The 23,857-nt window shown below is 69.4% G+C and carries 26 protein-coding genes and 1 pseudogene; 11 read left to right on the top strand and 16 right to left on the bottom strand.

Annotated elements, in window-relative coordinates:
• Positions 1-103 precede the first annotated feature (103 nt).
• The 3 genes from AB0I98_RS13140 (at position 104) to AB0I98_RS13130 (ending at position 2,350) form a co-directional block, all read left to right on the top strand.
• Positions 104-577, top strand: a complete 474-nt coding sequence (locus AB0I98_RS13140; protein ID WP_362939709.1) for a hypothetical protein — start codon at positions 104-106, stop codon at positions 575-577.
• Between the two features lie 91 nt (positions 578-668).
• Entirely contained in the window at positions 669-1,352 is a 684-nt protein-coding gene (locus AB0I98_RS13135) for a DUF305 domain-containing protein (protein ID WP_362939706.1), read from the top strand.
• 131 nt (positions 1,353-1,483) lie between these two features.
• The gene (locus tag AB0I98_RS13130) at positions 1,484-2,350 is read left to right on the top strand and encodes a F510_1955 family glycosylhydrolase (RefSeq protein ID WP_362939703.1); all 867 of its coding nucleotides are present in this window, start codon (positions 1,484-1,486) and stop codon (positions 2,348-2,350) included.
• A 75-nt stretch (positions 2,351-2,425) separates the two neighbouring features.
• On the opposite strand, the gene AB0I98_RS13125 is transcribed toward AB0I98_RS13130, so the two are convergent.
• Positions 2,426-3,334: a DUF5134 domain-containing protein gene (locus AB0I98_RS13125; RefSeq protein WP_362939701.1), complete on the bottom strand. Its 909-nt coding sequence runs from the start codon at positions 3,332-3,334 to the stop codon at positions 2,426-2,428.
• Positions 3,335-3,478: 144 nt separating this feature from the next.
• Positions 3,479-4,066, bottom strand: coding sequence for a TetR/AcrR family transcriptional regulator (locus AB0I98_RS13120; RefSeq protein ID WP_362939698.1), 588 nt, complete (start codon positions 4,064-4,066; stop codon positions 3,479-3,481).
• A 123-nt stretch (positions 4,067-4,189) separates the two neighbouring features.
• Here AB0I98_RS13120 and AB0I98_RS13115 point away from each other — a divergent pair, with 123 nt between their 5' ends.
• The 5 genes from AB0I98_RS13115 to AB0I98_RS13095 all read left to right on the top strand — a co-directional run bounded on the left by AB0I98_RS13115 (position 4,190) and on the right by AB0I98_RS13095 (position 7,889).
• Entirely contained in the window at positions 4,190-4,435 is a 246-nt protein-coding gene (locus AB0I98_RS13115) for a hypothetical protein (RefSeq protein ID WP_362939695.1), read from the top strand.
• Positions 4,432-4,980, top strand: coding sequence for a hypothetical protein (locus tag AB0I98_RS13110; RefSeq protein ID WP_362939692.1), 549 nt, complete (start codon positions 4,432-4,434; stop codon positions 4,978-4,980). The genes AB0I98_RS13115 and AB0I98_RS13110 overlap by 4 nt, the downstream gene beginning before the upstream one ends.
• A gap of 113 nt (positions 4,981-5,093) precedes the next feature.
• Positions 5,094-5,591: a hypothetical protein gene (locus tag AB0I98_RS13105; protein ID WP_362939689.1), complete on the top strand. Its 498-nt coding sequence runs from the start codon at positions 5,094-5,096 to the stop codon at positions 5,589-5,591.
• A gap of 93 nt (positions 5,592-5,684) precedes the next feature.
• Entirely contained in the window at positions 5,685-7,238 is a 1,554-nt protein-coding gene (locus tag AB0I98_RS13100; RefSeq protein WP_362939686.1) for a multicopper oxidase family protein, read from the top strand.
• 57 nt (positions 7,239-7,295) lie between these two features.
• Positions 7,296-7,889, top strand: a complete 594-nt coding sequence (locus AB0I98_RS13095; protein WP_362939683.1) for an antibiotic biosynthesis monooxygenase — start codon at positions 7,296-7,298, stop codon at positions 7,887-7,889.
• A 128-nt stretch (positions 7,890-8,017) separates the two neighbouring features.
• Here AB0I98_RS13095 and AB0I98_RS13090 read toward each other — a convergent pair whose 3' ends face one another.
• The 3 genes from AB0I98_RS13090 to AB0I98_RS13080 form a co-directional block, all read right to left on the bottom strand.
• Positions 8,018-9,046 carry an NlpC/P60 family protein gene (locus AB0I98_RS13090; RefSeq protein ID WP_362939680.1) on the bottom strand — a complete coding sequence of 343 codons (1,029 nt, stop codon included), beginning with the start codon at positions 9,044-9,046 and terminating at the stop codon, positions 8,018-8,020.
• Between the two features lie 147 nt (positions 9,047-9,193).
• Positions 9,194-10,108: a M56 family metallopeptidase gene (locus AB0I98_RS13085; protein ID WP_362939677.1), complete on the bottom strand. Its 915-nt coding sequence runs from the start codon at positions 10,106-10,108 to the stop codon at positions 9,194-9,196.
• Entirely contained in the window at positions 10,105-10,473 is a 369-nt protein-coding gene (locus tag AB0I98_RS13080) for a BlaI/MecI/CopY family transcriptional regulator (RefSeq protein ID WP_210570656.1), read from the bottom strand. The genes AB0I98_RS13085 and AB0I98_RS13080 overlap by 4 nt, the downstream gene beginning before the upstream one ends.
• 326 nt (positions 10,474-10,799) lie before the next feature.
• On the opposite strand from AB0I98_RS13080, the gene AB0I98_RS13075 reads away from it, so the two are divergent.
• The gene (locus AB0I98_RS13075; protein WP_362939674.1) at positions 10,800-10,976 is read left to right on the top strand and encodes a hypothetical protein; all 177 of its coding nucleotides are present in this window, start codon (positions 10,800-10,802) and stop codon (positions 10,974-10,976) included.
• Between the two features lie 130 nt (positions 10,977-11,106).
• Here the strand turns inward: AB0I98_RS13075 and AB0I98_RS13070 are convergent, their stop codons facing one another.
• A complete protein-coding gene (locus AB0I98_RS13070) occupies positions 11,107-11,526 on the bottom strand; it encodes an arsenate reductase ArsC (protein ID WP_362939671.1) in 420 nt (139 codons plus the stop codon).
• 35 nt (positions 11,527-11,561) lie between these two features.
• Positions 11,562-12,200, bottom strand: coding sequence for a three-helix bundle dimerization domain-containing protein (locus AB0I98_RS13065; protein ID WP_362939668.1), 639 nt, complete (start codon positions 12,198-12,200; stop codon positions 11,562-11,564).
• Between the two features lie 114 nt (positions 12,201-12,314).
• On the opposite strand from AB0I98_RS13065, the gene AB0I98_RS13060 reads away from it, so the two are divergent.
• Together AB0I98_RS13060 and AB0I98_RS13055 are read left to right on the top strand one after the other, a co-directional pair.
• Complete coding sequence (locus tag AB0I98_RS13060) at positions 12,315-12,623, top strand: metalloregulator ArsR/SmtB family transcription factor (RefSeq protein WP_362939665.1); 309 nt, start codon at positions 12,315-12,317, stop codon at positions 12,621-12,623.
• A 38-nt stretch (positions 12,624-12,661) separates the two neighbouring features.
• Positions 12,662-13,435 (top strand): MIP/aquaporin family protein, encoded by a 774-nt coding sequence (locus AB0I98_RS13055; RefSeq protein WP_362939661.1) that lies wholly within the window; start codon positions 12,662-12,664, stop codon positions 13,433-13,435.
• 202 nt (positions 13,436-13,637) lie between these two features.
• Here the strand turns inward: AB0I98_RS13055 and AB0I98_RS13050 are convergent, their stop codons facing one another.
• From AB0I98_RS13050 to AB0I98_RS13010, 9 genes and pseudogenes are all read right to left on the bottom strand, one after another.
• The gene (locus tag AB0I98_RS13050; RefSeq protein WP_362939658.1) at positions 13,638-14,405 is read right to left on the bottom strand and encodes a carboxymuconolactone decarboxylase family protein; all 768 of its coding nucleotides are present in this window, start codon (positions 14,403-14,405) and stop codon (positions 13,638-13,640) included.
• Positions 14,402-14,944 (bottom strand): cupin domain-containing protein, encoded by a 543-nt coding sequence (locus tag AB0I98_RS13045; RefSeq protein ID WP_362939654.1) that lies wholly within the window; start codon positions 14,942-14,944, stop codon positions 14,402-14,404. Before AB0I98_RS13045 ends, AB0I98_RS13050 begins: the two co-directional genes overlap by 4 nt.
• A gap of 106 nt (positions 14,945-15,050) precedes the next feature.
• A complete protein-coding gene (locus AB0I98_RS13040) occupies positions 15,051-16,529 on the bottom strand; it encodes a SulP family inorganic anion transporter (RefSeq protein WP_362939651.1) in 1,479 nt (492 codons plus the stop codon).
• 8 nt (positions 16,530-16,537) lie between these two features.
• Positions 16,538-17,128, bottom strand: coding sequence for a carbonic anhydrase (locus AB0I98_RS13035; RefSeq protein ID WP_362939649.1), 591 nt, complete (start codon positions 17,126-17,128; stop codon positions 16,538-16,540).
• 105 nt (positions 17,129-17,233) lie between these two features.
• Positions 17,234-17,632 carry a hypothetical protein gene (locus AB0I98_RS13030; RefSeq protein WP_362939646.1) on the bottom strand — a complete coding sequence of 133 codons (399 nt, stop codon included), beginning with the start codon at positions 17,630-17,632 and terminating at the stop codon, positions 17,234-17,236.
• 674 nt (positions 17,633-18,306) lie between these two features.
• Positions 18,307-21,162, bottom strand: coding sequence for a glycoside hydrolase family 2 TIM barrel-domain containing protein (locus AB0I98_RS13025; protein ID WP_362939643.1), 2,856 nt, complete (start codon positions 21,160-21,162; stop codon positions 18,307-18,309).
• Between the two features lie 13 nt (positions 21,163-21,175).
• Positions 21,176-21,323, bottom strand: a pseudogene (locus tag AB0I98_RS13020) (carbohydrate ABC transporter permease); the annotation flags it as partial.
• 21 nt (positions 21,324-21,344) lie between these two features.
• Positions 21,345-22,346, bottom strand: a complete 1,002-nt coding sequence (locus AB0I98_RS13015) for a glycoside hydrolase family 43 protein (RefSeq protein ID WP_362939640.1) — start codon at positions 22,344-22,346, stop codon at positions 21,345-21,347.
• 322 nt (positions 22,347-22,668) lie between these two features.
• Positions 22,669-23,712, bottom strand: a complete 1,044-nt coding sequence (locus AB0I98_RS13010) for a LacI family DNA-binding transcriptional regulator (protein WP_362939637.1) — start codon at positions 23,710-23,712, stop codon at positions 22,669-22,671.
• Positions 23,713-23,857: the final 145 nt, after the last annotated feature.

Below are 23,857 nucleotides of genomic sequence, written 5' to 3'. Positions count from 1 at the left end.
ACGGAGATCGCGTCCCGAGGAGGGACGGCCGATGGGCGTGAGCCCGCCGGGGCCGCGGTCGGTAGGTGGCCGTTCTATGAACCGGCTTAGTAGTATGTCTGGCATGTTGCGTGTGAGCGGTCGGCTGCGTGCGGGCGGGGCCTTCGGGTACCTCCTGCTGGTAGCCGTGCTCACATTCGGCGTGTTCGCCATGCACACGATGGGCCATCCGGAGCATTCTTCAGGTTCGGCGACAGGCGGCGCTCTCCATGCCGTCGTAGGCCCGCACCAGGGCGGCATGGCTCAAGGGGTCGCCGACACCCAGACATTCGCAGGGCCTGATCAGGCGATGGCGGACCACGGGGCCGCGACACCGGCGGCGTCGTCGGCGGCGGTGGACGAGCCCACGATCAGCATGGACGTGCTGTCCGTGTGCGTGGCGGTGCTCACCGGATGGCTGCTCTGGTTGTTCCTGTGCGCGGCATCGCGCCGCAAGGAGCGGCTGACGGCGCTGCTCGCCCGGGCGATGGCCGTGCTGTGCCCCGGCCCACCACCCCCCAGACCTCTCCTCGTTCAGCTGTCAGTGCTGCGGATATAGGCCGGACCGCAGCGCGGGCCGTGTCATGCCCGCGCACGCCGTGCGTATCCCACAACCACTGACAGAACTCATCGAACGAGGTATTTCGCACATGACTGCCCACAACTCTGTCCTGCACCGCCGTCTTCGTCGTCGTATGGCGATGGTGAGCACCGTCGCGGCGGGTGGGTTGCTGCTCGCCGCCTGCGGCGGGGACGACATGGAGGGCATGGACCACGGGAGCGGCACCTCCGCCTCCGCCACGTCCACCCCGACGACGGCGGGTGACACCCCGGCGCCCGGCGCCTTCAACGACGCGGACGTCATGTTCGCGCAGATGATGATCCCGCACCACGAGCAGGCCCTGGAGATGTCCAAGCTCGCGGACGGCCGGGCCTCCGACGCGGAGATCAAGACCCTGGCCGCGGACATCGAGAAGGCCCAGGATCCCGAGATCCAGACCATGAAGTCCTGGCTGAAGGCCTGGGGCAAGCCGGAGTCCGCCGAAGAGAGCATGCCCGGCATGGACCACGGATCCGGTGGCATGGACCACGGATCCGGGACGTCCGGAATGATGTCCGAAGAGGACATGCAGAAGCTCGAGGCCGCCAAGGGCGCCGAGTTCGACCGGATGTTCGCGGAGATGATGATCGAGCACCACCAGGGCGCGATCACCATGGCGGAGGACGAGCAGAAGAACGGTCGTGACGCCGCGTCCAAGAAGCTCGCCGCCGACGTCGTGAAGACCCAGTCCGCCGAGGTCGAGAAGTTCGAGAAGATCCTCGACCGGATCTGATCCGGACCACCCACTGACCGCCCAGGGCTCCGAGGCGCGCACCTGAGGAGCCCGGGCGGTCTTCTCCCCATGTCGCCATGACCGTGATCGGCCATTGCCGCTCCGGTGCACCCTTAGGCCCCCGAGGAATCATGAACAAGCGCCCTGCCGCCGTGGCAGCCACTGCCCTGGCTCTCGCCCTTGCCCTGGCCGCCTGCTCCGACAGTGGAAACAGCGAGGAGTCGACCGACAAGTCCGCCGGTGCGGAGACGACAGTGAGCCACATCCATGGTCTCGGTGTGGACCCGACCGACCAGCGCCTCTACGTCGCCACCCACGAGGGCGTCTACACCCCCGATGCCAAGGGGGAGCCCGAGCTGGTGGGCGACAGCAAGGACGACTTCATGGGCTTCACCGTGGCCGACGCGAAGACCTTCTACGCCAGCGGCCACCCAACCTCCGGTGGCAACAGGGGGCTCATCAAGAGCGCCGACGCGGGCAGGACCTGGAAGTCCCTGTCCCTGTCCGGCGAGTCCGACTTCCACGCTCTGGACTTCGCCCACGGCACGGTCTACGGCTACGACTCCACCAACGGCCTGGTCCGCACGACCAAGGACGGCATTTCCTGGATGGACGGGGCCCGGCTCGAAGCCCTGGACATAGCGGTCAGCCCGACGGACCCAGGCGTCATCCTGGCCACGACCGCGGACGGAGTCGTTCGAAGCGGCGACGGCGGGAAGACCTTCGCTCAAGCGCAGAAGCCTGTGATGGCCTTCCTCTCCTGGAGCACGAAGGACGCCCTCTACGGCATCGACACCTCCGGCGGCCTGAACAGCAGTGCGGATGGCGGCATCACGTGGAAGAAGATCTCCACTGTGCCGGGTGGCCGGCCGCAGGCACTCACCGCCGTCGCAGCCGAGCACGTCCTCGCCGCCACTCGGACTGGGGTGTTCGAGTCGAAGGACGGTGGCACAACGTTCAAGAAGCGCCTGGCCGTTACGTCGAGCGACGGCCACTGATCGGTCGAGCGCCGCAGTCTCAGGAGCCTGGCGGGACTCAAAGCGGCGTGACGCAGGAAGGGCGGCGACGGGCGGTCAGGCGGCCATCATGACGAGCATGGCGCACATAGTGCTACCCATGCCGATATGGGCCGTCAGGGCCGCCCCCGGTGACGTGCCCGGCGGGCGACGGCGGCTCCGGTTGCCCCCTGCCGCATGTGCCCGGCGCTTGTTCCCTCCCGGACGGGCCATGTCCCAGACGGAGACGGCCAGGGAGGCGAGGAACACCACGATCGCGTCGGGCAGGGCGAGAAGCCGCCGCGCCCAGCGGCTCCTGCCCGCACCGCGGCCCGCACCCTCCCGCCGGTCGGTGCCGCGAACCCGCGCCCACACGGACGCGACGATCGAGAGCAGGAAGTACACGGCCAGCGCGACAAGAACGACACGCCACACAGAAGCCGAGCCTCCCGCCGCGGCGTTCTCGGTGGCGCCGGCCGTCATGTCGTGGGCGGTCACCCCCGAGGAGTGGTTCATGCCTTCCGCGTCCCCGGCCATCCCCGTCATCTCGTGCGCGGGGGTCCCGGTGGATCCGTGCCCATGTCCGTGGCCCATGCCGGCCATCGAGTGCCCGCCCAGAGCCAGCACCGGCCCGGATTCGGTGCCCGGCATGGCCAGCGTCATGATGACCATGGCGGCACTGCCGATGATGTGATGCGCCCACCGGCGGCCGTGTCGCCAGCCGTGCAGCCGAGCGTGGCGTACGGACAGGGCCACGCTGCCGAGGCCGACGGCGGTGAACCCCGTCACCCACCACAGACTGTGGTCCCCGAAACTGGCGGCCGTCGCGGGCAGGAACATCGCGGCCATGCCGCCGGCCATGAGGACGTCGCCTCCGGCTGCGAACCGGGCCTCGCCGCTGTCGGCAGCGGCCAGTCGGGCTGCGCTCACGAGGGCCACGAGTGTGGCCACCGCCGCCAGCGTCCAGGTCATAGCGGGACTTCCCATTGGTGCCCTCCGCGTCGACCGGCAGTCGCCCGCGCCGTATTCGCGAGCACGTCGACGTGCATCGTCCTCTGGCTGCTGTCTACTGATGCCCTTAGTACGTAGTGGAGCCAAGAGGCGTTCAGCAGAAGGGAGTTCCCGAGGGCCTCAGTGCTGTGGAGGGCGCATGCCGGCGAGGGTGACCGCGACCAGGCGCCGCACGGCAGCCTCGGACGGCAGCGTTCGTGCTGCCGCGAGGGCGCTGAGGCAATAGCGCGTGAGCTCGGCCGGGGGGATGTCGTCCCTGACGTCGTCGGCCCGTGCTGCCTCTGTCACCAGCTCTTGAACCATGTGGTGAAGGTGCTGGTGCGCGGGGGCAAGGTGGTTGCCACTGTCCTGGTGCAGGAAGACGCCGAGGTCCGTGTCGTGGTGGCCGTGCGATGCGTGGGTGATGAGGGCGTAGGCCTCGAGCACCGCTTCGAGGCGGGCGCCGGGGCCGTCGGTGCGGTCCCGGACTTCCGTCAGCTGGGCGAGGTGACCGGCGATCTCGCGCGCGTGCCAGGCATGCAGGATCGCTTCGACGTCCGGGAAGTACTTGTACAGCGTGGCCCGCCCGATACCGACCGTCTCCGCGATCTGAGACATCGTCAGCGACAGCGGGCCCTTCTCGGTCGCCAGGGCGGCGGTGCTGTCCAGGATGGCGTCGCGCACGTCCCGGCGGTGCGCCTCGATCGTCTCGTTCCACAGCTTCGGCACGCGGAAAGCGTACGCGATGCCGACCGTGCGGCACTATGGTTTGACAGCGACAGTATGTATCGATAAATCTGGGGTCGTCCGCACGGCACGCCGCCCAGGCCTGGGCGAGGCAAGGAGACGCTCATGGTTGATCCGTCCCAGGAGCCGGACGCTCGCGACAAGGCCGATGAGGCTTCCGTCAGCGGCCCGAGTGGGGGAGTGCCGCGCTGGGTGAAGGTGTCCGGGCTCGTCGCGCTGGTCGTGGTCCTTCTCGTCGTGGTCATGCTGCTGATTCCGGGCAACCACAGTCCGGGCCGTCACCTCGGGGGACAGGCTCCGCTCGTCGGCGTCGCTGTGACCACCGGTCCGGCAGCAGGAGGCACCGGATGACGATGCCGCCTCGCCTGCGCAAGGCGGCTCTCATCGTGCACGTCACGTCCTCGGTCGGCTGGCTCGGCGCGGTCCTTGCCTTTCTCGCCCTGTCGGTGATCGGTCTGACCAGCCAGGACCCGGTGACGGTACGCGGGGTCTACCTCGTGATGGAGCCGGCCGCCTGGTATGCCCTTGTCCCCCTGGCCTTCGCCGCGCTGCTCACCGGCATCGTCCAGTCCCTGGGTACGCCCTGGGGCCTCTTCCGGCACTACTGGGTCCTGTTCAAACTCCTGATCAACGTGGTTGCCACCGTCGTACTTCTGATCTACATGGGTACGTTCAGGTCGATGGCGCACATGGCAGCCGACCCGGAGGCCGAGCTGTCCTCGGTGCGCAACTTCTCACCTGCCCTGCACTCCGTGCTTGCGCTGGTCGTGCTGCTGCTCGCCACGATCCTTGCGGTGTACAAGCCGCGCGGCGTCACTCCACTCGGGCAGCGGAAGCAGCGGGCGCAGAGGGAGAGCCGTACTGCGCCGGGAGCGGTGTCCGTGCCTCAGGTGTGAGGGGCTGAGGGCGCCACCACTGGGGGCGTCACGGAGGCTGTTCCGGGAGTGCGGCTTACCCCCTACGGGTATATTGGCGGGCAGTCGTCTCACCGGGAACTCAGAGGGAAGCGATGACAGCACCGGGAGCCTGGGCCCCGCGGACCTACGCCTCGCACGGCGTCGTCCGCTGGGCGCGTGCCGCCGTCATCGCTCTCCTCGCGGCACTCGCGGTACTGATTCACCACGAGACCGCCGCCGCAGCGATCGGCGCGAACCCTTCGTCCGCCGCACACGTGATGATGCCCGGCATGGTGATGTCGGGTAGCGATGCCGCACCGGCGACGGCCATGTCCGGGCATGGGCGCGCCGGCGCCGCAGCGCAGGCCGCAGAGCCGGCGCCGGCCGCCGTTCCGGCGAAGAGCAGTGCCGACAGCCCGCCCTGCTCGGGCATGACCATGCAGCACTGCGCGACCGCGACCTTCGAGGTCGTGAAGCCGGCGCCACCGACACAGAGTCCGGAGCCGTGGGGTCTCGCCGTGCCCGGAGCTGTCGCTACCGGACCCAAGGCCGCCGGGACAGTGAACCGGGCGCCCCCGGACCTGTCCGCTCTCTCTCAGCTGCGCATTTAGGCCGTGCCCAACGGCTTCCTCGCGCCCCTTCATGCCGAGGAGCCGTCTCAGCACGCCGACTTCCGTATGCGCACTCTGAGACCGAGGACCCCCATGAACAGCATCAACCGCCGCTCCGTCCTGCTCGCCGGGCTCGGCGTCGCCGGCGCAGGCGCGCTCGCCGCCTGCAGCAGCGGCTCCAACGCGACACCCACCCTGGTCAACCCCTCCGGCTCGGCGGTCGCCGCAGCCGAGAAGAAGCGGAAGGGGACCGGCAGGACGCAGCAGGCGACCCAGACCGCCGCGCCCGCCATGCTCGACCTCGGCGGCGGCGTCATGGCCAAGAGCTGGGCCTTCGGCGGCCAGGCCCCCGGCAAGGAGATCCGGCTGTCCGCCGGCGACACCCTGGCCGCCGAACTCTCCAACCAGCTGCCGAACAAGGCCACCACGTCCATCCACTGGCACGGCATCGCCATGCGTAACGACATGGATGGCGTGCCCCCGGCGACCCAGCAGGCTGTCCGCGCGGGTGCCAACTTCACGTACCGCTTCATCGCTGACGCCCCCGGCACGTACTTCTTCCACCCCCACGTCGGCGTCCAGCTCGACCGGGGCCTGTACGCGCCGCTGATCGTCGAGGACCCCAAGGAGCCCCTGTCGTACGACGACGAATGGGTCGTCGTCCTGGACGACTGGATCGACGGAGTCACCGGCACCCCCGACGAAGTCCTCGCCGAGCTGCGGCAGGGCATGGGCGGCATGGAGGGCATGGACATGGGGGAGGACTCCGCGTCCCCGTCCGCCTCGCCCGCCTCCGGCGGGATGCCGATGAAGTTCATGCTCATGGGCGCCGAGAGCGAGCTGCTCGGCGGTGACGCCGGCGATGTGACGTACCCGTACCACCTTGTCAACGGCCGGGTCCCCGCCGATCCCGCCGTCTACCAGGGCAAGCCCGGTCGGCGAGTCCGGCTGCGCATCATCAACGCGGGAGGCGACACCGCGTACCGGGTGGCGCTCGGCGGCCACAAGCTGACCGTCACCCACACCGACGGTTTCCCCGTCGAGCACCAGCAGGTCGACGCCCTGTTGATCGGGATGGGGGAGCGGTACGACGCCCTGGTCACCCTGGGCGACGGCGTCTTCCCGCTCGTCGCGCTGGCCGAGGGCAAGGACGCCACCGGCATGGCTCTGGTCCGTACGGGATCCGGCAGCGCGCCGAAGGCGACCGTCCGCCCGAAGGAACTGAACGGCAGGATCCTGACCGCGTCCCAACTGCGCGCGGACGACGGCGTACGCCTGCGGTCCAGGAAGGCGGACCGGGTACACCGCGTCGAGCTGACCGGCGGCATGGACAAGTACAACTGGGCCATCAACGGCAAGGCGTACGACATGGCCGACCCGGCCGCGAATCCGCTCATGATCGAGGAAGGGCAGCGGGTTCGGCTCGACTTCGTCAACACCACCGAGATGTGGCACCCGATGCACCTGCACGGCCACACCTACCAGCTCGGGGACAGCGGCCCGCGCAAGGACACCTCCATCGTGCTGCCGAAGAAGAAGCTGTCCGTCATCTTCGACGCCGACAACCCCGGTCAGTGGATGCTGCACTGCCACAACGCGTACCACGGAGAGGTCGGCATGATGGCGCTGGTCGCCTACCAGGCCTGAGCGGCGGGCCGTCGACTCGGAGGCATGAGTGGCGCGGTCCGTGGCACGCGGGTCCGTATGAACCACAGAGCCGTCCGTACGGACCACAGCACCCAGTGCACCGAACCGGTCACGGCCGTCTTCACCTGGAAGGTACGCCCCGGTAAGGAAGCCGAGTTCGAACGGTGGACTCACGGCATCACCCGTAGCGCGTCGCGGTTCCCCGGGAACCAGGGTGTCGCCTGGCTACGCCCCGAGGACGGGCACCGCTTCCACGCGGTGGTGCACTTCGCCGACCCGGAGCGGCTGTCGCAGTGGCTGACGTCCCAGGAGCGGGCGGACTGGCACACACGGATCGAGGACATCGCCACCGAAGTCAGCGGCGAGCGGCAGTCGACCACCGGGATGGAGACGTGGTTCAGCCTGCCCGGCACGACGGTGCAGTCCCCGCCCCGCTGGAAGATGGTGCTGACCACGTTCCTCGCGGCCTATCCGCTCGTTCTGCTGATCCAGTGGCTGCTCGTGCCCTACACGACCGGCTGGCCGCTGCCGCTGCGCGCGGTGGTCTTCCCGGCGGTACTGCTGCCGACGCTGACCTATGTGCTGATGCCGCGCCTCAGCCGACTGCTGCGGCTGTGGCTCTATCCGCCGCCCGGGGCGGACCGAAGGTGAATGCCCTCATCCGCTCGGGCGACCGGACGATCGCGCCGCTCACGGAGGCAGCGGCCCGGATCCCGGCCGGCGCCGAGGCCAGGACCGTCGTGGTGACCCGGCTGGAGGGACAAGCCGCCCGGGTGCCATCAGGGCCGCGTGGCGGCGAAGTACGGCATGGAGTCGAGGTTGGTGATCTCGATGTTCTTGCCGGTGCGCGGCGCGTGGATGGCCTTGCCGTCGCCTATGTACAGGCCGTTGTGCTGGCTGTTGTTGTACCAGTAGATGATGTCGCCGGGCTGGAGGTCGGTGCGGGCGACCTGCCGGCCGGCGTTGTACTGCTGGTTGACGGTGCGGGGCAGCGAGACGCCGGCGGCGCGCCAGGAGGCGCCGGTCAGGCCGGAGCAGTCGTAGGAGTTCGGGCCGGTCGATCCCCACTCGTAGGGCTTGCCGAGCTGGGCGTAGGCGAACTCGAGCGCGGTACGGGCTCGTCCGCTGGCGGGACCGTTGTAGGTGGCGGCGCTGTCGCTGCTGCCGGAGGCGCGGTCGGCCTCCGCCTCCGCGGCCTTGAGCTCGGCCCGCTGCTCGGCGGTGAGGCTGTTCAGGAGCTTCTGAGCCTCGCGGAGCTTGCTCTGAATCTCCTGCTTCTTCTCGCTCATCTGCTCCTGGGCCTTGCGGGCCGCCTCGAGCTTCTTCAACCCTTCGGCGCGGGTCTGGGCGAGCTCCCGCTGCTTCTGCTGAAGGCTCTTGAGCAGGGAGATCTGCCGGGAGCTCGTACGATCCAGCAGCTCCGCCTGCTCCAGGAAGTCATCGGGGTCGGCCGACAGGAAGAGCTGCACGCTCGGGTCCAGGCCACCGTCTCGGTACTGTGAGGCGGCTACCGGGCCCATCTCGCTGCGTATCTCGTTGATCTCGGCCTGCTGCTCGGCCACCCGTTCCTGTGCCCTGTTGGCGGCCTTCTGCAGGGCCGCCTTCTTCCCCTGGGCGGTGTTGTACTCCTCGGTGCCGGCCTCCGAGTCGTGGTAGAGCTCCTCGACCTCTTCGCGCACCTTCTCGATGGAGGGCTTCGGTTCGGCCTGGCTCTGTGCCGTGGACAGCAGGGAGAACGCTCCCGCCGAGGCGGCCAGTACGGCGAGCCGGGGACTGCTCGGTGGCTTCGGTCTGCGGTGGGTTCCCATCTTGCGACAACTCCTCTGTGCGCCCACGCGGGCAAGGCACCGTTCCCCGTGCTGTGGCGGCGGCCTCGATCAAGTACGCCAGCAACTTAGTAGCTTCGTAGATACCGTTGCAATCCACGCCGAGAAAGAGCGGCGTTTGCGCCCGGTTTATCCGATGGTGGGTACGCAGCCGAACAGCAGCGGGAGCACCGGCACCACGGCCGCTGCGGCGGCCACCGATCCAAGGAGCGCGACATGCGGTCGCTGCTGCGGGATGAGCACCCGCCTCATGCGGACCACGGCGCTCGGACCGCCCACCGCGAACGCGCCCGCGGGGGCGGCCTTGGCCGCCGCCATCTCGTACAGGGCCGTGGCCAGCACCTCGCGAGACTGGCGGCGCAGTGCCCGGTCGTCGGCGATCATCTCCAGGAGCACTGCGGTCTGCTCCTTGGCGTGGTGGGCGAGCGGAAGTCGTCGGAAGACCCGGGCGAACGCCTCGGTGGCGGCCAGTGCCAGATGGTGGCGGCCCGCGATGTGTGAACGCTCGTGTTCGAGTACGGCATCGAGTTGCCCAGGAGACAGCAGCCGCAGGGCGCCCGCACTGACGACGACACGCGGGTTGTGCCCCGGAAGGCAGTAGGCGGCGGGCAGTTCGTGTTCAAGGATGGTGGCGCGCAAGTGCTGCGAGCGCCGGCCCACCATGTCCAGAACTTCCCGGTGACGGGTGCGAGCCCGTCGGCCAAGGAGCACTTCGCAGACGAAGCAGCCGAGTACCAGAAACACCACCGAGAGCGGCAGGCCGATCGCCAAGCGGTCGATGACGGTCGGGTCGGGCGCGGCGGTCGCGTTGGTCAGCCCGCAGGAATGCAGCACGCCGATCAGGTCGGCGTGCAGGTGCTCGGTCGGGCTGGCGAGGTGGTACGCGGCCAGTGCGACAGCGACGGTGAACGACACGGTCAGCCCGTGCCAGACGGCCACGGCCAAGGCCGGCGCGCGGTGCGGCCAGGCGCTGCGCAGCAGCAACCGCGGTGCGAGGAAACCGACTCCGGCCGCGTAGCCGAGCAGCGCGGGCACCGCGTTCACGACTCTGCCTGCCGCCCCGCCGTGCGCAATGCCTTGCGCAGGGCGCTGATCTCGTCGGGACTCATCTGCTGGACGAAGTGGGCCAGAGCCACCGGACGGTCCTCGCTCGCGCCGAGCGCGTCCTCCATGAGCGCCGCCGCGTACTCCTCACGACTGCGGACCGGCGTGTACAGCCAGGCCCGGCCCTGCTTGCTGCGCAGCAGCCAGCCCTTGGTGTAGAGGATGTTGGTCACGGTCATCACGGTCGTGTAGGCGAGCGGGCGCTCCTCGTTGATGTCGTCGACGATCTCCCGCACCGTCGCCGGACGCTGCCACCGCCAGAGGCGATCCATGATCTCCGCCTCGAGATCCCCCAGCCGCCGCATCGTCGCTCCCTTTCCACTGCAGTACGCAGCGCCATAGTAGAACGAGCCTTTCGGCTACCCCACCCTGCGGTCAGCGTCCCTGGGAGCGGTGCGGTTTGTGGGACCGCGGTGGGGCGTCCTGATGCAGGCGGCCATCGGCGGGATCTCGCTGCCGGCCGCACACACCGGACCTGACTGGCCGACGGCGTGTGGGCACCGCTGAAGAAGCTCACTGGCCGCGCTCGAGCGCCAGGCGCAGGCCGGGGAGAAGGCCGCCGAAAACCAACGCCGGATCCGAAGGTCCTGCGCCGGATGCCGCGCGGGCAGGCGTTCGAGCACATTCCGCGGTGGAAGTTTCGGGAGCCGACGAGCGCACGGCGGCCCAAGCGGCCGCCGAAGCGGAGCGGGCCCGACTGACCAGCGGCGACCCGGTCACCATCGTCGCGGCCCTGGAAGCCGCCTTCGAGGACGCCATCTCCCCAGCGGCACCCATCGACAGCACCGGTACCGCGGTGCAACGGTGATCGTCGCCTTCCCGCCACCGACGATGTGCCGCAGTGCGAGCAGAGCACCACCCCATCCGGTAAACCGACCCTCCGGCGGGGCCGGAGCCGATGGTGATGACCCCGCGTAGGGGGGCGCTCATCACCGAGGTCACGCCTCCTGCGTGGCGTCGATCTCGGCGATCAGCTCCTCGATGCGCGTCTTGATCTCGTCGCGGATGGGGCGCACGGACTCCACGCCCTTGCCGGCCGGGTCCTCCAGGGCCCAGTCGAGGTACTTCTTGCCGGGGAAGATCGGGCAGGCGTCGCCGCAGCCCATGGTGATGACGTAGTCGGAGGCTTGGACGGCCTCGGTGGTCAGCACCTTGGGCTGCTGGTCGGAGATGTCGACGCCGACCTCCTTCATGGCCTCCACGGCGGCCGGGTTGACCTGGTCGGCGGGAATGGAGCCGGCCGAGCGGACCTCGATCCGGTCGCCCGCGAGGTGGGTGAGGAATCCGGCGGCCATCTGTGAGCGCCCGGCGTTGTGGACGCAGACGAACAGCACGGAGGCGAGCGGGGTCGAGGACATCGGTTCTTCCTTCTTCTTGAGCAGGTGTACGGGGCTCAGGTGCTCGGCAGGGAGTCGAGCAGCCCGGTGATGTGGGCGTCGATCTCGTCGCGGATGCCGCGGACGACGTCGATCGGGGCGCCCTCGGGGTCGGTGGTGGGCCAGTCCAGGTAGCGGCGGCCGGGTACGACGGGGCAGGCGTCGCCGCAGCCCATGGTGATGACGATGTCGGCGGCCTGGACGACCTCGTCGGTCAACGGCTTGGGGAAGGCGACCTCACTCAGGGGCACCCCGACCTCGGCCAGCACCTGCCCGACGGCCGGCTCGATCTCGACGGCGGGACGCGTGCCCGCGGAGGAGACGACCACCTGGCCGTGGGCCCGGTGGGCGAGGAGAGCGGCGGCCAGTTGGGAGCGGCCGGCGTTGTGGGCGCAGACGAACAGCACCCGCGGCAGTCCGACGCCCGGCGCACCCTGAACGTGCGCGATGGCGTCGAGCCGGTCCTTCGTCAGGTGCTCGGTCAGCACGATCAGGTGGGTGCGGACGTGGGCGTGCTCGGCGAGGCGCTCGTACGAGTCTGCGATGACGCTCTGGATGGTCTCCGCGGAGAAGTGGCCCCGGTACCGCAGGGCGAGCCGGGCCACGCTGGCTTCGAGGTGCTCATCAGGCAGAACAGGGGGTGAGGAGGACGTCATGGTGACCCCTTTCAAAGGGTCATGGGCCCAACGGGTGTTGGGTGCGGGTCCCGATGATCGGCAAGGATCAGCCCAGACTGGTATCAGTCGTGGGTGATGTGACAGTATCAGCCCATGATGACGTCAGTCGACACTGACCTGATCCGGGTTCTGGCCGACCCCCTCAGGCTCCAGATCGTGACCCTCCTCGCCAAGGAGACCCTCTGCACCACCCACCTGGTGGAGGAGACGGGCGCCCGTCAGACCAATCTCTCCAATCACCTGAGAGTGCTGCGCGAGGCCGGGGTCGTCGAGACGGAACCGTGCGGCCGGTACACCTACTACAAGCTTCGCCCGGATGTCATCGCTTCGCTCGCGGACCAGTTCGCCGACCTGGCCGAGTCCGCCCGCACGGCGGCCGACAACAAGCGGTCCTGTCCCTGATCCCCGCCGCTTGAGGCGACTGCACCAAGGAGTCTTCGTTGACCGCCACCCACGAGTCCGCCGCGGAATCCGTCATACCCGCGGACGAGCCGCAGCCGGCGCCCGGAGCGACACCGCCCCGTACCCCCCTGGTCGCCAGGGCCGCCGCCGAGCTGGTCGGTACTGCTGCCCTGGTGACCGTCGTGGTCGGCTCCGGCATCCAGGCCACCGAGCTGACCCAGGACGTCGGGGTGCAGCTGCTGGCCAACTCGCTGGCTACGGTCTTCGGGCTCGGTGTGCTGATCGTGCTGCTCGGTCCGGTCTCCGGGGCACACTTCAACCCGGCCGTCACGCTGGCCGAGTGGTGGACCGCGCGGCGAGGAGGATCCGGGGTCACCGCGCGGGAGGTCGTGGTGTACGTCCCCGCACAGATCGTCGGTGCGATCGCCGGTGCCGTCCTGGCGAACGCGATGTTCGGCGAACCGCTGGTGGAGTGGTCGACGCATGACCGCTCGGCAGGGAATCTGCTGCTGGGCGAGGTCGTGGCGACGGCCGGCCTGATCCTGCTGATCTTCGGCCTGGCCCGCACCGACCGCCTGCGTTTCGCCCCGGTCGCGGTCGCGTCGTACATCGGCGCCGCGTACTGGTTCACCTCGTCCACGTCCTTCGCCAACCCGGCGGTGACCATCGGCCGCGCGTTCAGCGACACCTTCGCGGGGATCGAGCCGGGTTCCGTGCCGGCGTTCATCGGGATGCAGGTGATCGGCGCCGTGGTGGGGCTGGCACTGGTCTCGCTCATCTTCATGAACGGCCGCACCGCTCCTAGGGCGTGAGTCGGGCGACCCAGGTCGTCGTCGGCGGCGGCCAGGCCGGGCTCGCCGCCTCCGGGGGTCTGTGGGTGTCCCCAGTAAGCACCGCCACCTGCGCCGCCTGAGCATCGAGTTCGTCGACCGTGCAAGGCACGGCCTGACCCCGGCCGCCCCACCCGCCGCCGACTGTGAGGCAGGTTCCCTCGCAGTCGGCGGCGGGCGGCCGTCAACGTGACTCGAGCACGTCGCGGATCACGGGCATGGCGGTGAACACCTTCGGCCACCCGGCGAAGTAGGCCAGATGGTTCAGCAACGCGTCGACCTCGTCGTCAGTGATCCCGGAGTCCATCCCCCTGTTGAGGTGAAAGGTGATTTGGTCCCTCTGGCTGCTCGAGATGAGCGCCACGACGGTGATCAGACTCCGGTCGCGCGGCTTCAGGTCCGGGCGCAGCCACAGATCGTCGAAGAGTACGTCGTCGGTGTCATCGACGACTCCCTGCGAGACGCTGCCGTACTGCTCCTGGACGCTCTTCTCGCGGGCCCGCTCGGCCTCCTGGTCCTGCGGGAGCAGCTCCGGGTCCCGCTCGGGAAGCTGATCGGCGTCGATCCCGTGCTCGTCGAAGACCTCGGCGATCACCGGCACCGCGGCCTTGGCGTTCTGCCAGCCCGCGTAGAACGCGAGGTGGGTGACGGTCTCCGAGATCTCCGCTGCGGACAGCCCATCGTCGAGGGCGCGGTCGGTGAAGCGGCCGAGCTCCGTCGTCTGCCCGTTGGAGATGAGCACCGCGATGGTGACCAGCCCCCTGTCACGACGCGAGAGGCCGTCCTCGTTCCACAGCTGCTGGACTCGTTCCCTGTCGTACTTCGCCAGGGCCGGGGAGACCGACTCGACCTGACCGGTGCGGGAGCCGGGATCGGCCTGGGCGGTGTACCCGACGAGGAGCGTGCCCGCAGCGATCGTCCCGATGAGGGCAAGTGTCCTGGACCTGATCATGCTCGCTGCTCTCGCTTTCCGCCGAGGTACTGGTCGTCGGTGACAGGTTCCAGCCAGTGCACGTTGGTTCCGTCGACGGCGTAGGTGACGGCGGTGTGCGCCATCGCGCTGTCGCGGGTCGCACCGTGCCAGTGCTTGACGCCCGGCGCGATCCAGATGACGTCACCCTCGTGGACGGTGATGCGCTTCTTGCCCCATTCCTGCACCCATCCGGTGCCCTCGGTGATGATCAGGCGCTGTCCGTCGGGATGGGTGTGCCAGACGGTCCGGGCGCGCGCCGAGAACCGCACGTCGGAGGCGCTTTCCGAATTCTCGTCGCCTGTGTACAGGGGCTGGATCGAAACGTCACCGGTGAAATTGTCCGGGGCACCCGCCGTGCTCTCCCGGTCCTTGTCCCGTGACACGACGACCCCCGGATCCGGGGACGTCTTCACGGGCTCGGCCGACGCGGCCCGCGCGGCGGCGGCGCCGGCGGCCGGTCCGGAGTCCGTCGTACATCCGGCGAGCAGAAGCGCGGAGCCCGCGACACCGGCGAGCACGGTTGCTCCGGTTCGTCGAGAGGCCTTTGGCATCGTCACATTCCAATCTGTGTGGGGTTGGTGGGATCGGCCGACGTGTCTGAAGGCCGGTCCCCGGGCGGTGCGGTCAGCCGGACGGGGCCCCGGCCCCCGACCGATCGGTCATCCTCACGGGTTCGGTACCGACCGCGCTGTGTCGCTCGGCCCAGTTCTCCAGAGCCGTACGGCAGGCGTGGTCGAGGTGGTGGAGGCCGGACAGGTCGAGCTCGATCGGGCGGTCCTGGGGCAGCGCCTCCAGACTGTCGAGGATCTTCGGCAGCCGGAGAAAGGTCGCGTTGCCCGACAGGTAGACCTGGATGGGGCCAGCGCTCTTGTCGATGACCTGCGTCTTGAGGTGCGAGGCCTCCCAGGCGGTCTTGGCCACCGACAGGGCCAGACCGATCAGCACGCCCTCGAACATGTTCACCGCGACGATCGCCACGGCGGTGACGACGAGGATCAGAGCCTCGCCGCGGTGGCCCCGCCAGAGGGAGACGATCCCGCGCAAGGGGATCAGCTTCCAGCCCGCGTGGACCAGGATGCCCGCCAGCGCGGGGATCGGGATCAGCGCCAGCGTGACCGGCAGCGCGGCGGCGAACAGCAGCAGCCACACACCGTGCATCACCCGGGACGCCCTGGTCTTCGCGCCCGCCTGGACGTTGGCGGAGCTGCGCACGATGACCGCGGTCATCGGCAGTGCCCCGAGTACACCGCAGACCGCGTTGCCCACGCCCTGCGCCATCAGTTCCTTGTCGTACTCGGTGCGCGGACCGTCGTGCAGCCGGTCCACCGCGGCGGCGCTGAACAGCGACTCCGCGGAGGCGATCAGGGTGAACGCGAGGATCGTGCCGATGATCGCCGGGTTCGCCAGCTCACCGAACGCTTCCGCGCCGGGCGGCTGGATCGAGCCCAGCAGGCCCTGCACCTCCACGGTGGCCACCGGCAGGCTGAACGCCGACGTGGCCAGCGTCGCCAGGACGACCGCGGCGAGCGCGCCCGGCACCGTCCGGGCCTTCTTCGGCAGCCGCTTCCACAGCACCATCACCGCGATGGTGCCCGCGCCGATCGCGAGCGAGGCGAGCGCGGCGGTGGAGCCGAGAGCATCGGCGGCCGCGCCGGGCAGGCCGAGGATCCTGTCGACGCCGGAGGCGGGGGCCGTCAGACCGGCCGCCGCGTACAACTGCCCGGCGATGATCACCAGGCCGATGCCGGCGAGCATGCCCTCGACGACCGAGACGGATATCGCGCGGAACCAGCGCCCCAGCCTCAGGGCGCCCATGGCCAGTTGAAGCAGACCGGCCGCGAGCACGATCACACCGAGCGCGGGCAGTCCGAACTCCCGCACTGCTTCGAAGACCAGGACGGTCAGGCCCGCCGCCGGCCCGGAGACCTGGAGACTGCTGCCGCGCATCAGGCCAGTGACGATGCCGCCCACGATGCCGGTGATCAGACCGAGTTCGGCCGGGACCCCGGAGGCGACGGCCACACCGACGCACAACGGCAGCGCGACCAGGAAGACCACGAGGGAGGCGGCGAAGTCCTGCTTCAGATGAGGAAACTTGGTCATCGCGGTCCTCACAGGGCCTCGAACGCGTCAGTCTCGGCGCTGTGGGCGCGGACGGCCCCCTTGTGCACCTCGTAGTACCAGGCGTGCAGGGACAGTTGACGCTCCTTCAGCTTCCTCTCGATGAACGGGTACGAGCGCAGCCGCAGCAACTGCGTCAGCACATGGGCCTGCACGCCCTCGGCGACCTCCGGATCCCCGGCGGCGCCCGACGGGCGCGGGGTCGCATGCGTGAGCCAGTCCCGTACGGCCGGTACCGCGTCCAGGTCGTCGCGGCGCACCAACGCGCCGACGGCACCGCAGTGGGAGTGGCCGCACACCACGATGTCGCTCACACCGAGGACTTCCACGGCGTACTCGATGGTGGCCGCCTCGCTGGTGGGGTGTTCCGAGGCGTACGGCGGGACGATGTTGCCCGCGGTGCGCAGCTCGAAGAGCTCACCGGGGCGGGCGCCCGTGATCAGGGCCGGTACGACCCGGGAGTCGGAGCAGGTGATGAACAGGGCCTGCGGTGACTGGCCCTCGGCCAGTCGCACCAGTTCCTCGGATTGTTCCGTGGACCGGTGGCCGAAGCCGCGGGCATGGTCGATGAGTGGCTGCATGGCAGATATTCCTCCTGGCGCGCCGTCGGGACGGCGCGTCGGCGTACGTTCGAGCACGGCGCTGGGCAGGCACGGCGATCGGCCGCTCGGTGCCCGCAGGCCGGCTCAGCAGCGGAATACCTGGAGGGATTTGAGGCAGGGCGTGATGGTGTGGGGCGACGCGAGATACCCGGACTTGTGACTCACCGATGGGGGCAGCGCCACGGAGTCGTACACCCGCACGGTGAGCGGGTAGGGCTTCACGTCGGGCTCCGTGCAGACGCGCTGGCGGTCACGGCCGGGCTGCCAGGGGGACGGTTCCGCGGTCTGCCCGTCGTCACTGCAGGTGGCGAACTCGTCCGCGTACTCGTCGAGGACCACGCTCGTGAACCGGTCAGGGGATGCCGGTGCGGATGTGTGGGCGATGTGCGTGGAGGCGCCGGGCGTCAGGGCCGCGAAGAACTGAAGGGCCACCAGGAGCGCAGCCAGGGTGACCATGAACCAGGGAGTCCTGCCGCGCACCATGAGCCTCCTTTCAGCCGTGCGAGTCCACGCGATGTGTGTCTTCAGAACGCTGACAATGGAATTTCGTCCGGAGTTTCATCCAAATGAAGCCTGAATCCAGTCCTCACGCGGCTCGCGTGGTCGCTGTCGGGGATCTGGTAATGGCCGACAATGTGGTCGCGGTCCATGACGCGTGCAGACGTCTTATGCTGCGCTGATTCCATTGCCGGTTGCCTGCGATAGTGCGCGGCGGCGCGGTAGTTGGCTTCCGACGCTGCGGTCCATACGGCGGGTCGGTCATGTGTCCGACTCGGAGCGCACGAGCGCGACGTACATACAGGTCGCTACCTCCCTTGTAGTTACTGACGATGGCATGGTGAAGCGTGCCCGCAGAAGGGGAGAGTTCTCTCCCCCTCGCCGTGGGAACTTCGACGCGAGCCCAGCGTTCGTGCGCTTTGCCCTCGAGGGGGTTGCTGGTGCCCGAAGGTGAGCGCGACCGGGACCTCGAGGCACTCGTCTACGCCTACCAACCGTTCACAGGTTCGCGCTCCGACGGGGCGGGCCTGGGGCGACGTGAAGGTCGCGGATGGCTTCTCGGCCTCATAGCTGTCGACTTGTCCGCCTGGAAGCGCGCCCTGTTGTTGGACGGCGAACTCGCGGATCTCTGTTCTCCGTTGCACAACGCGCTCAGTCCATCAGGCCATGTTGAAGGTGAAGGAGAACTCGGCCGGGCCGGCGTCGAGGTGGTGCTGGGGCAGGACGCCGGGGCCGCAGGAGTGGGTGCCGATGCCGTGCTGGGCGTGGTCGAGGTTGACCCACACCGTGTTGCCGGGCCGCAGGTCGGGGGTGTGCTCGGCGGCGTCGAGCTGCTCGGTGGTCCAGCGGCGGGCGGTGAACCAGAAGGTGGGCTCGCCGTCGATCCGGAGGCCGGAGCCGTGGTCGTCCCTCAGCCGGGCCCAGCGGACGTCGGCCCGCGCGCCGTTCTCCTGCGGCCGTACATACGGGGTCTGCAGGGCGTCCACCGTGGACGACCAGCGCCCGGCGCGGGAGGCGGCCCGGGTGTCGGGGTACGCCTCGCCCGGCCCGCCGCCGTACCACTCGGCCTGGCCGTACGCCGCCGGCAGCCCGAGCCGTACGCCCAGCCGGGGCAGCGGGCAGCTCCACTCGCCCTCCGAGGTGACCGAGACCGTGAGGTGCAGCCGGTCACTGTCGGCGGTCCAGCGGTATTCGGCGTGCAGGCCGAGGTCGGTGGCGGCGGGGGCGACGCGGGTCCGTACGGTCAGCGCCTCGTCGGTCGGCTCCACCGCGTCGAGGCGGTGGCGCATCCGGTGCAGGCCCAGCTTGCGCCAGATCAGGCCGTAGCGGGGATCCGGCTGCCAGGGCGCGCCGTTGTCGTTGTCGGTCGGCGCCCGCCACACATCAAGGCGCGGGCCGGTGACCGGGATGCCGCCGATGTGTGTGAGCGCTCCGCTCGCGGCGTCGAAGATGCCGGGGCCAAGAGCGATGGTGCCGCTGCCGGCCAGGCCCCGTTGGGGACGGGCCGCCGGGGCGGTCCGCGGGCGGCTCACCTGTCCTCGGGTGTCGGCGCGCACGGTCCACAGCGCCTCGCCGGCGCGGTCGGTGGTGGGCGGCTCGGGGAGCTTCAGCTCCGCGGACTCGCCGGGTGCGACCGGCGGCACGGACAGCGGGCCGTCGGCGACGGTCAGGCCCTCGATCTCGTACGACCAGACGAAGGCGAGATGCGACAGGTCGGCGAAGTCATGGGTGTTGGTGATCCGGAGGGTGCCGGCGGGGCCGTCGCCCTCGATGCGGACCGGCTCGATGACCTTCTTGTACTCGGTCAGGCCCGGGGAGGGGGTGCGGTCGGGAAAGAGCAGTCCGTCGCAGACGAAGTTGCCGTCGTGGAGCTCCTCGCCGAAGTCGCCGCCGTAGCCGTATCCGAGCTCCGGGTGGGCGATGCCGTGGTCGATCCACTCCCAGACGAAGCCGCCCTGGCAGCGCTCGTGCGTCTCGAAGAGCCGCTGGTACTCGCTGAGTCCGCCGGGGCCGTTGCCCATGGCGTGGGCGTACTCGCAGAGGATGAAGGGCAGGGCGCGGCGGCGGGCGTCCAGCTCCGGGTCGTCCAGAGGGGGTTCCGCACGGCGGCCGATGAGGTCCACCTCGGCGTGCTCCGGGTACATCCGCGAGTAGATGTCGGTGTCCGCGCAGGACGGGTCGCCCTCGTAGTGGAGGGGCCGGGAGGTGTCCCGTCCCCGGATCCAGTCGGCCATGGCTGTCAGGCCCCGGCCGGTGCCGCATTCGTTGCCCAGTGACCACAGGACGATCGAGGGGTGGTTCTTGTCGCGCTCGACCATCCGCCCGGCCCGGTCCAGCAGGGCCGGGGTCCAGCGGTCGTCGTCCACCGTATTGCCGCGCCAGCCGAGGTCGACGAAGCCGTGGGTCTCCAGGTCGCACTCGTCGATCACCCAGAGGCCCAGCTCGTCGCAGAGGTCGAGGAAGGCCGGGTGCGGGGGATAGTGGGAGGTCCGCACGGCGTTGATGTTGTGCCGCTTCATCAGCAGCAGGTCCTGGCGCATCGTCGCGAGATCCACCGTCCGGCCGGTCTCCGGATGGAACTCGTGCCGGTTGACGCCCCGGAAGAGGATTCGCCTGCCGTTGACCTTGAGGACTCCGTCCTCGACGACGACCGTGCGGAAGCCGATCCGCAGCGGGATCCGCTCGCCCTCCGTGACCAACTCGCCCTCGTACAGCCGCGGCAGCTCCGCCGACCACGGTTCGACGGGCAGCGTCACAGTCTCGCCCGTCGCGATGTCGATGCCCAGACCGGGCAGGGTGACGCGCCCGCCCGGCTCGCTGTCCACCCGCATGGTGCCGGAGCCGTCGCGGTGGTCGTAGGAGGCGTGCACAAAGAAGTCACGCACCGCGCCCTCGGGCCGGTGCAACAGCGTCACGTCCCGGAAGATGCCGGGCAGCCACCACTGGTCCTGGTCCTCCAGATACGAGCCCGCGGACCACTGGTGCACCCGTACCGCCAGCACATTGCCCGCCGGTCGCAGCAGCCCGCCGACGGAGAACTCGTGCGGCAGCCGGCTGCCCTGGAAGACGCCCATCTCCTGCCCGTTGAGCCAGACTCGGGCGCAGGACTCCACGCCCTCGAAGCGCAGCAGCGCGTCACCGCCCGAGGCCGCCGCCGGCCAGTCCTCGGGCAGATCGAAGGCGATCCGGTGGTCGCCGGTCGGGTTCTCCGTCGGCACCCGCGGCGGGTCGACCGGGAAGGGGTAGACCGTGTTGGTGTACGCGGGTGCTCCGTGACCGTGCATCACCCAGTGGCCGGGGACCGGCAGTTCGTCCCAGCCGTTGTCGTCGAACTCCGGGCGGGCGAAGGACTCGTCCTCCGTCGTCGCGGTCGGGGACAGCCGGAAGCGCCAGGTCCCGTTGAGGCTCAGCCGGTGCGCGTCCGAGGTGCTGGTCCATGCGCGGGGTGGCAGGGCACCGCTGCCCGGCGAGACGTCCTCGTAGTAGGGGAGTCCGGCGAAGTCGATCGTGCTCAATCCTGCTCCTCGGTCAGCCCTTGATCGCTGCCCGCGCACTTCCAGAACTGGACCAGCCGGCGCTGGAGGAAGACGAAGACCAGGACAAGGGGCAGTATCGATACGGCGGCTGCCATGAAGGTCAGATGGATGGTGACGGGCTGTGCGGCGAGATACGCAGCCGGCGGTGAACCCAGGGGGCGTCACCCGCCGCCATCGAGATCGGTGCGCTGGCGGAGCACCCGGAGCCCGTGGCCGAGGAGTTGCATCTCGTACAGCTTTCCGCGTGCGTTGTTGAAGGGGCGGTGGAGCACCATCATCAGCCGGCCGTCGAAGGTGTGGAACAGCATGCCGTGGCCGCTGTCGTTCCGGACCAGCGGTCGGCGCTGACTCCACGGCCCCTTGATGTCGCCGGACTTCGAGACGGCATAGGTCTGCACATAGCTGCCGCCGACGGTGCCGTCCGGGTTGGCCGAGTTCTTTTCGTACGTCGACCACAGCATGATCAGGGATTTGTCAGGGCTGCGGTACAGCTGCGGGCCGTCGGTGACATAGGGCGGGAGCTGGTGCGGGACGCCGCTGGGGATCTGCTCGGTGAGCCAGAACGCGTCCGATGCCTTGAACAGGTAGGTCGGATCGCCGACGGCCTTCGACAGGTCCGGAGCCAGCCGGATCGCTTCCATGGTTCCGTCGATGGTCTGCAGCCACTCGTGCGCGTACACCATGTGCGGCTTCCCGGACTCGTCGACGTAGAGCGTCCCGTCGAGGGCCATGAGGTTCTCGGGCGTGGTGGGGCGTGACGGGTCGATGACGGTGAAGGGCCCCAGCAGCGAGTCGGAGACAGCGATGATCGTGCCGCGCATGTAGTTCCCGATCGGGAACGGCGTGCCCCATTGGTTGGGTGGCGGGACCGGAAGCGGTTTGTTCTGGTTGTGCAGGGTGGTGAACAGGTAGTACTTGCCGTCCCATGCGTGCACTTCCGGCGCCCATCCGCCGTCGGTCGTCCAGAGTCCCTTCTGGTCGGCGGCGAGGAAGACCACGACGGGGCGCATCCAGTCGCGCAGGTTGTGGCTGCGGTAGACCATCGTGCCGGTGCCGTCCACGCCCGATACCGACCGGTCGTTGGACGTGTAGAGGTAGTAGGTCCGGGTCTTGTCGTCGGCGACGATGAACGGGTCGTGCAGGGGCATGTCGGGGAGCCGCATGAGATCGGCGTCAGCCGCGGTCGAGGACGTCGTTGACGCGCCGCCGGCGGAAGTCGACGCGGATGACGGTGACGCCGCGCCGAGGACGGTTGCGGTGGCGGCCGCACCAGAGGCGGCGATGAAGCTACGTCGGGATCCTGGCATGGCAGTTCAGCCTTTCGGTGGGTGTGGGAGGCGAGCGCTCCCTGATCCGGCGACAAATCCATGACGTATGGCATGGCCGGCATGGCCCTTTGGGGCGGGCCGGCTGAGGCGATTGGATCGCTGCGATCAGACGTGTGACCGTTGCGATGGGTGAGAACGTGACGATGAAGTGCGCCGTCTAGCTGGGGGAGGACGGTGGGGGTGCGGTCGAGCCCCGGACGACGAGTTCGACCGGTGGGTCGCTCGCCGGTGGCATCTGGGTGTCGGGCTTTTCGATGGCGTGGACGAGAAGCCTGAGGCCGTCTCTGGCCGCGGCGTCGAACGGCTGGCGCACGGTGGTCAGGGGCGGGGTGACGTGGGCGAAGACGGGGTTGCCGTCGAAGCCGACGACGCTGACGTCGTGGGGCACGCGCCGACCGGCTTCCGTCAGGGCGTGGATCAAGCCGATCGCCATGTCGTCGCCCGAGACGAAGACCGCGGTCACCTCGGGGTCGGCGGCCAGTTCGCGGCCCGCCAGGTAACCGGAGTCGGCCGACCAGTCGCCTTCGACGAGGGGCGGTTGGTGCCTGCCGCGTGCCGCCAGGGCTGCTCGCCATCCCTCGACACGGTCCCTGGCGGCGTACCAGCGCAGCGGTCCGGCGACGTGGTGGACGGTCTGGTGTCCCAGATCCAGCAGGTGGTCCGTGGCGGCCCGCGCCAGCAGATCGGCGCCGACCCCTGCGGTCACCGCTCGAGGGCCGCCGAAGGCCGGTGGTGCGCCGAGGAAGAGGACCGGCACGTCGACGCGGACGGACACCTCGCCTTCCACAATGGGTTCGGAGACGATGATGCCGTCCACGCCCTGCTCCAGGAGGGAGTCCACGGAGCGGGCGATATCGTCCGGTTCGCCATCCAGTGTGTTGACCACTCGGAGTGCGTACCCGGAGTCCCGGACGGCTTTCTCGATGGCCACCTGCAATGAGGCGGGTCCGTACCCGGCCGTCCCCAGAGCGACCACACCGATGGAACGTGTTCGTCCGGACGCCAGTGTTCGAGCCGCGTTGTTCAGCCGGTAGCCGAGTTCCTCGGCGGCTTCGATGACGCGACGCCGTACGTCGTCGGAGACGTAGGGCTCGTTGTTGAGGACCCTCGACACAGTCTTGCGTGAGACGCCGGCCAGTTGCGCGACATCGGCACTGCGAGGCACAGAGGGGCTTCCACCTCGTCCTGCCACTCGTGTCATGGTGTCTCCTCTGGCCGAGCGCGGGAATCCCTCGAGGTCCGCTGTATGACCGCGCGGTCATTGTCTACGCAGTCCGAGATCGCGCGTCAAGGGTGTGCGCATGGCTTCCTTCAACCGCGCGCCCTCGCGGAGAAGTAGGGAGTCA

It is taken from the genome of Streptomyces sp. NPDC050211 (assembly GCF_040656035.1).
Taxonomy (GTDB): Bacteria; Actinomycetota; Actinomycetes; order Streptomycetales; family Streptomycetaceae; genus Streptomyces.
This window is presented reverse-complemented; position numbering and strand designations above follow the sequence as displayed.

Coding starts and splice junctions, on each gene's coding strand:
- AB0I98_RS13140 (WP_362939709.1), top strand. CDS start 104: ATGTTGCGTGTGAGCGGTCGGCTGCGTGCGGGCGGGGCCTTCGGGTAC.
- AB0I98_RS13135 (WP_362939706.1), top strand. CDS start 669: ATGACTGCCCACAACTCTGTCCTGCACCGCCGTCTTCGTCGTCGTATG.
- AB0I98_RS13130 (WP_362939703.1), top strand. CDS start 1,484: ATGAACAAGCGCCCTGCCGCCGTGGCAGCCACTGCCCTGGCTCTCGCC.
- AB0I98_RS13125 (WP_362939701.1), bottom strand. CDS start 3,334: ATGGGAAGTCCCGCTATGACCTGGACGCTGGCGGCGGTGGCCACACTC.
- AB0I98_RS13115 (WP_362939695.1), top strand. CDS start 4,190: ATGGTTGATCCGTCCCAGGAGCCGGACGCTCGCGACAAGGCCGATGAG.
- AB0I98_RS13110 (WP_362939692.1), top strand. CDS start 4,432: ATGACGATGCCGCCTCGCCTGCGCAAGGCGGCTCTCATCGTGCACGTC.
- AB0I98_RS13105 (WP_362939689.1), top strand. CDS start 5,094: ATGACAGCACCGGGAGCCTGGGCCCCGCGGACCTACGCCTCGCACGGC.
- AB0I98_RS13100 (WP_362939686.1), top strand. CDS start 5,685: ATGAACAGCATCAACCGCCGCTCCGTCCTGCTCGCCGGGCTCGGCGTC.
- AB0I98_RS13095 (WP_362939683.1), top strand. CDS start 7,296: ATGAACCACAGAGCCGTCCGTACGGACCACAGCACCCAGTGCACCGAA.
- AB0I98_RS13090 (WP_362939680.1), bottom strand. CDS start 9,046: ATGGGAACCCACCGCAGACCGAAGCCACCGAGCAGTCCCCGGCTCGCC.
- AB0I98_RS13080 (WP_210570656.1), bottom strand. CDS start 10,473: ATGCGGCGGCTGGGGGATCTCGAGGCGGAGATCATGGATCGCCTCTGG.
- AB0I98_RS13070 (WP_362939671.1), bottom strand. CDS start 11,526: ATGTCCTCGACCCCGCTCGCCTCCGTGCTGTTCGTCTGCGTCCACAAC.
- AB0I98_RS13065 (WP_362939668.1), bottom strand. CDS start 12,200: ATGACGTCCTCCTCACCCCCTGTTCTGCCTGATGAGCACCTCGAAGCC.
- AB0I98_RS13060 (WP_362939665.1), top strand. CDS start 12,315: ATGATGACGTCAGTCGACACTGACCTGATCCGGGTTCTGGCCGACCCC.
- AB0I98_RS13050 (WP_362939658.1), bottom strand. CDS start 14,405: ATGATCAGGTCCAGGACACTTGCCCTCATCGGGACGATCGCTGCGGGC.
- AB0I98_RS13040 (WP_362939651.1), bottom strand. CDS start 16,529: ATGACCAAGTTTCCTCATCTGAAGCAGGACTTCGCCGCCTCCCTCGTG.
- AB0I98_RS13035 (WP_362939649.1), bottom strand. CDS start 17,128: ATGCAGCCACTCATCGACCATGCCCGCGGCTTCGGCCACCGGTCCACG.
- AB0I98_RS13030 (WP_362939646.1), bottom strand. CDS start 17,632: ATGGTGCGCGGCAGGACTCCCTGGTTCATGGTCACCCTGGCTGCGCTC.
- AB0I98_RS13015 (WP_362939640.1), bottom strand. CDS start 22,346: ATGCGGCTCCCCGACATGCCCCTGCACGACCCGTTCATCGTCGCCGAC.
- AB0I98_RS13010 (WP_362939637.1), bottom strand. CDS start 23,712: ATGACACGAGTGGCAGGACGAGGTGGAAGCCCCTCTGTGCCTCGCAGT.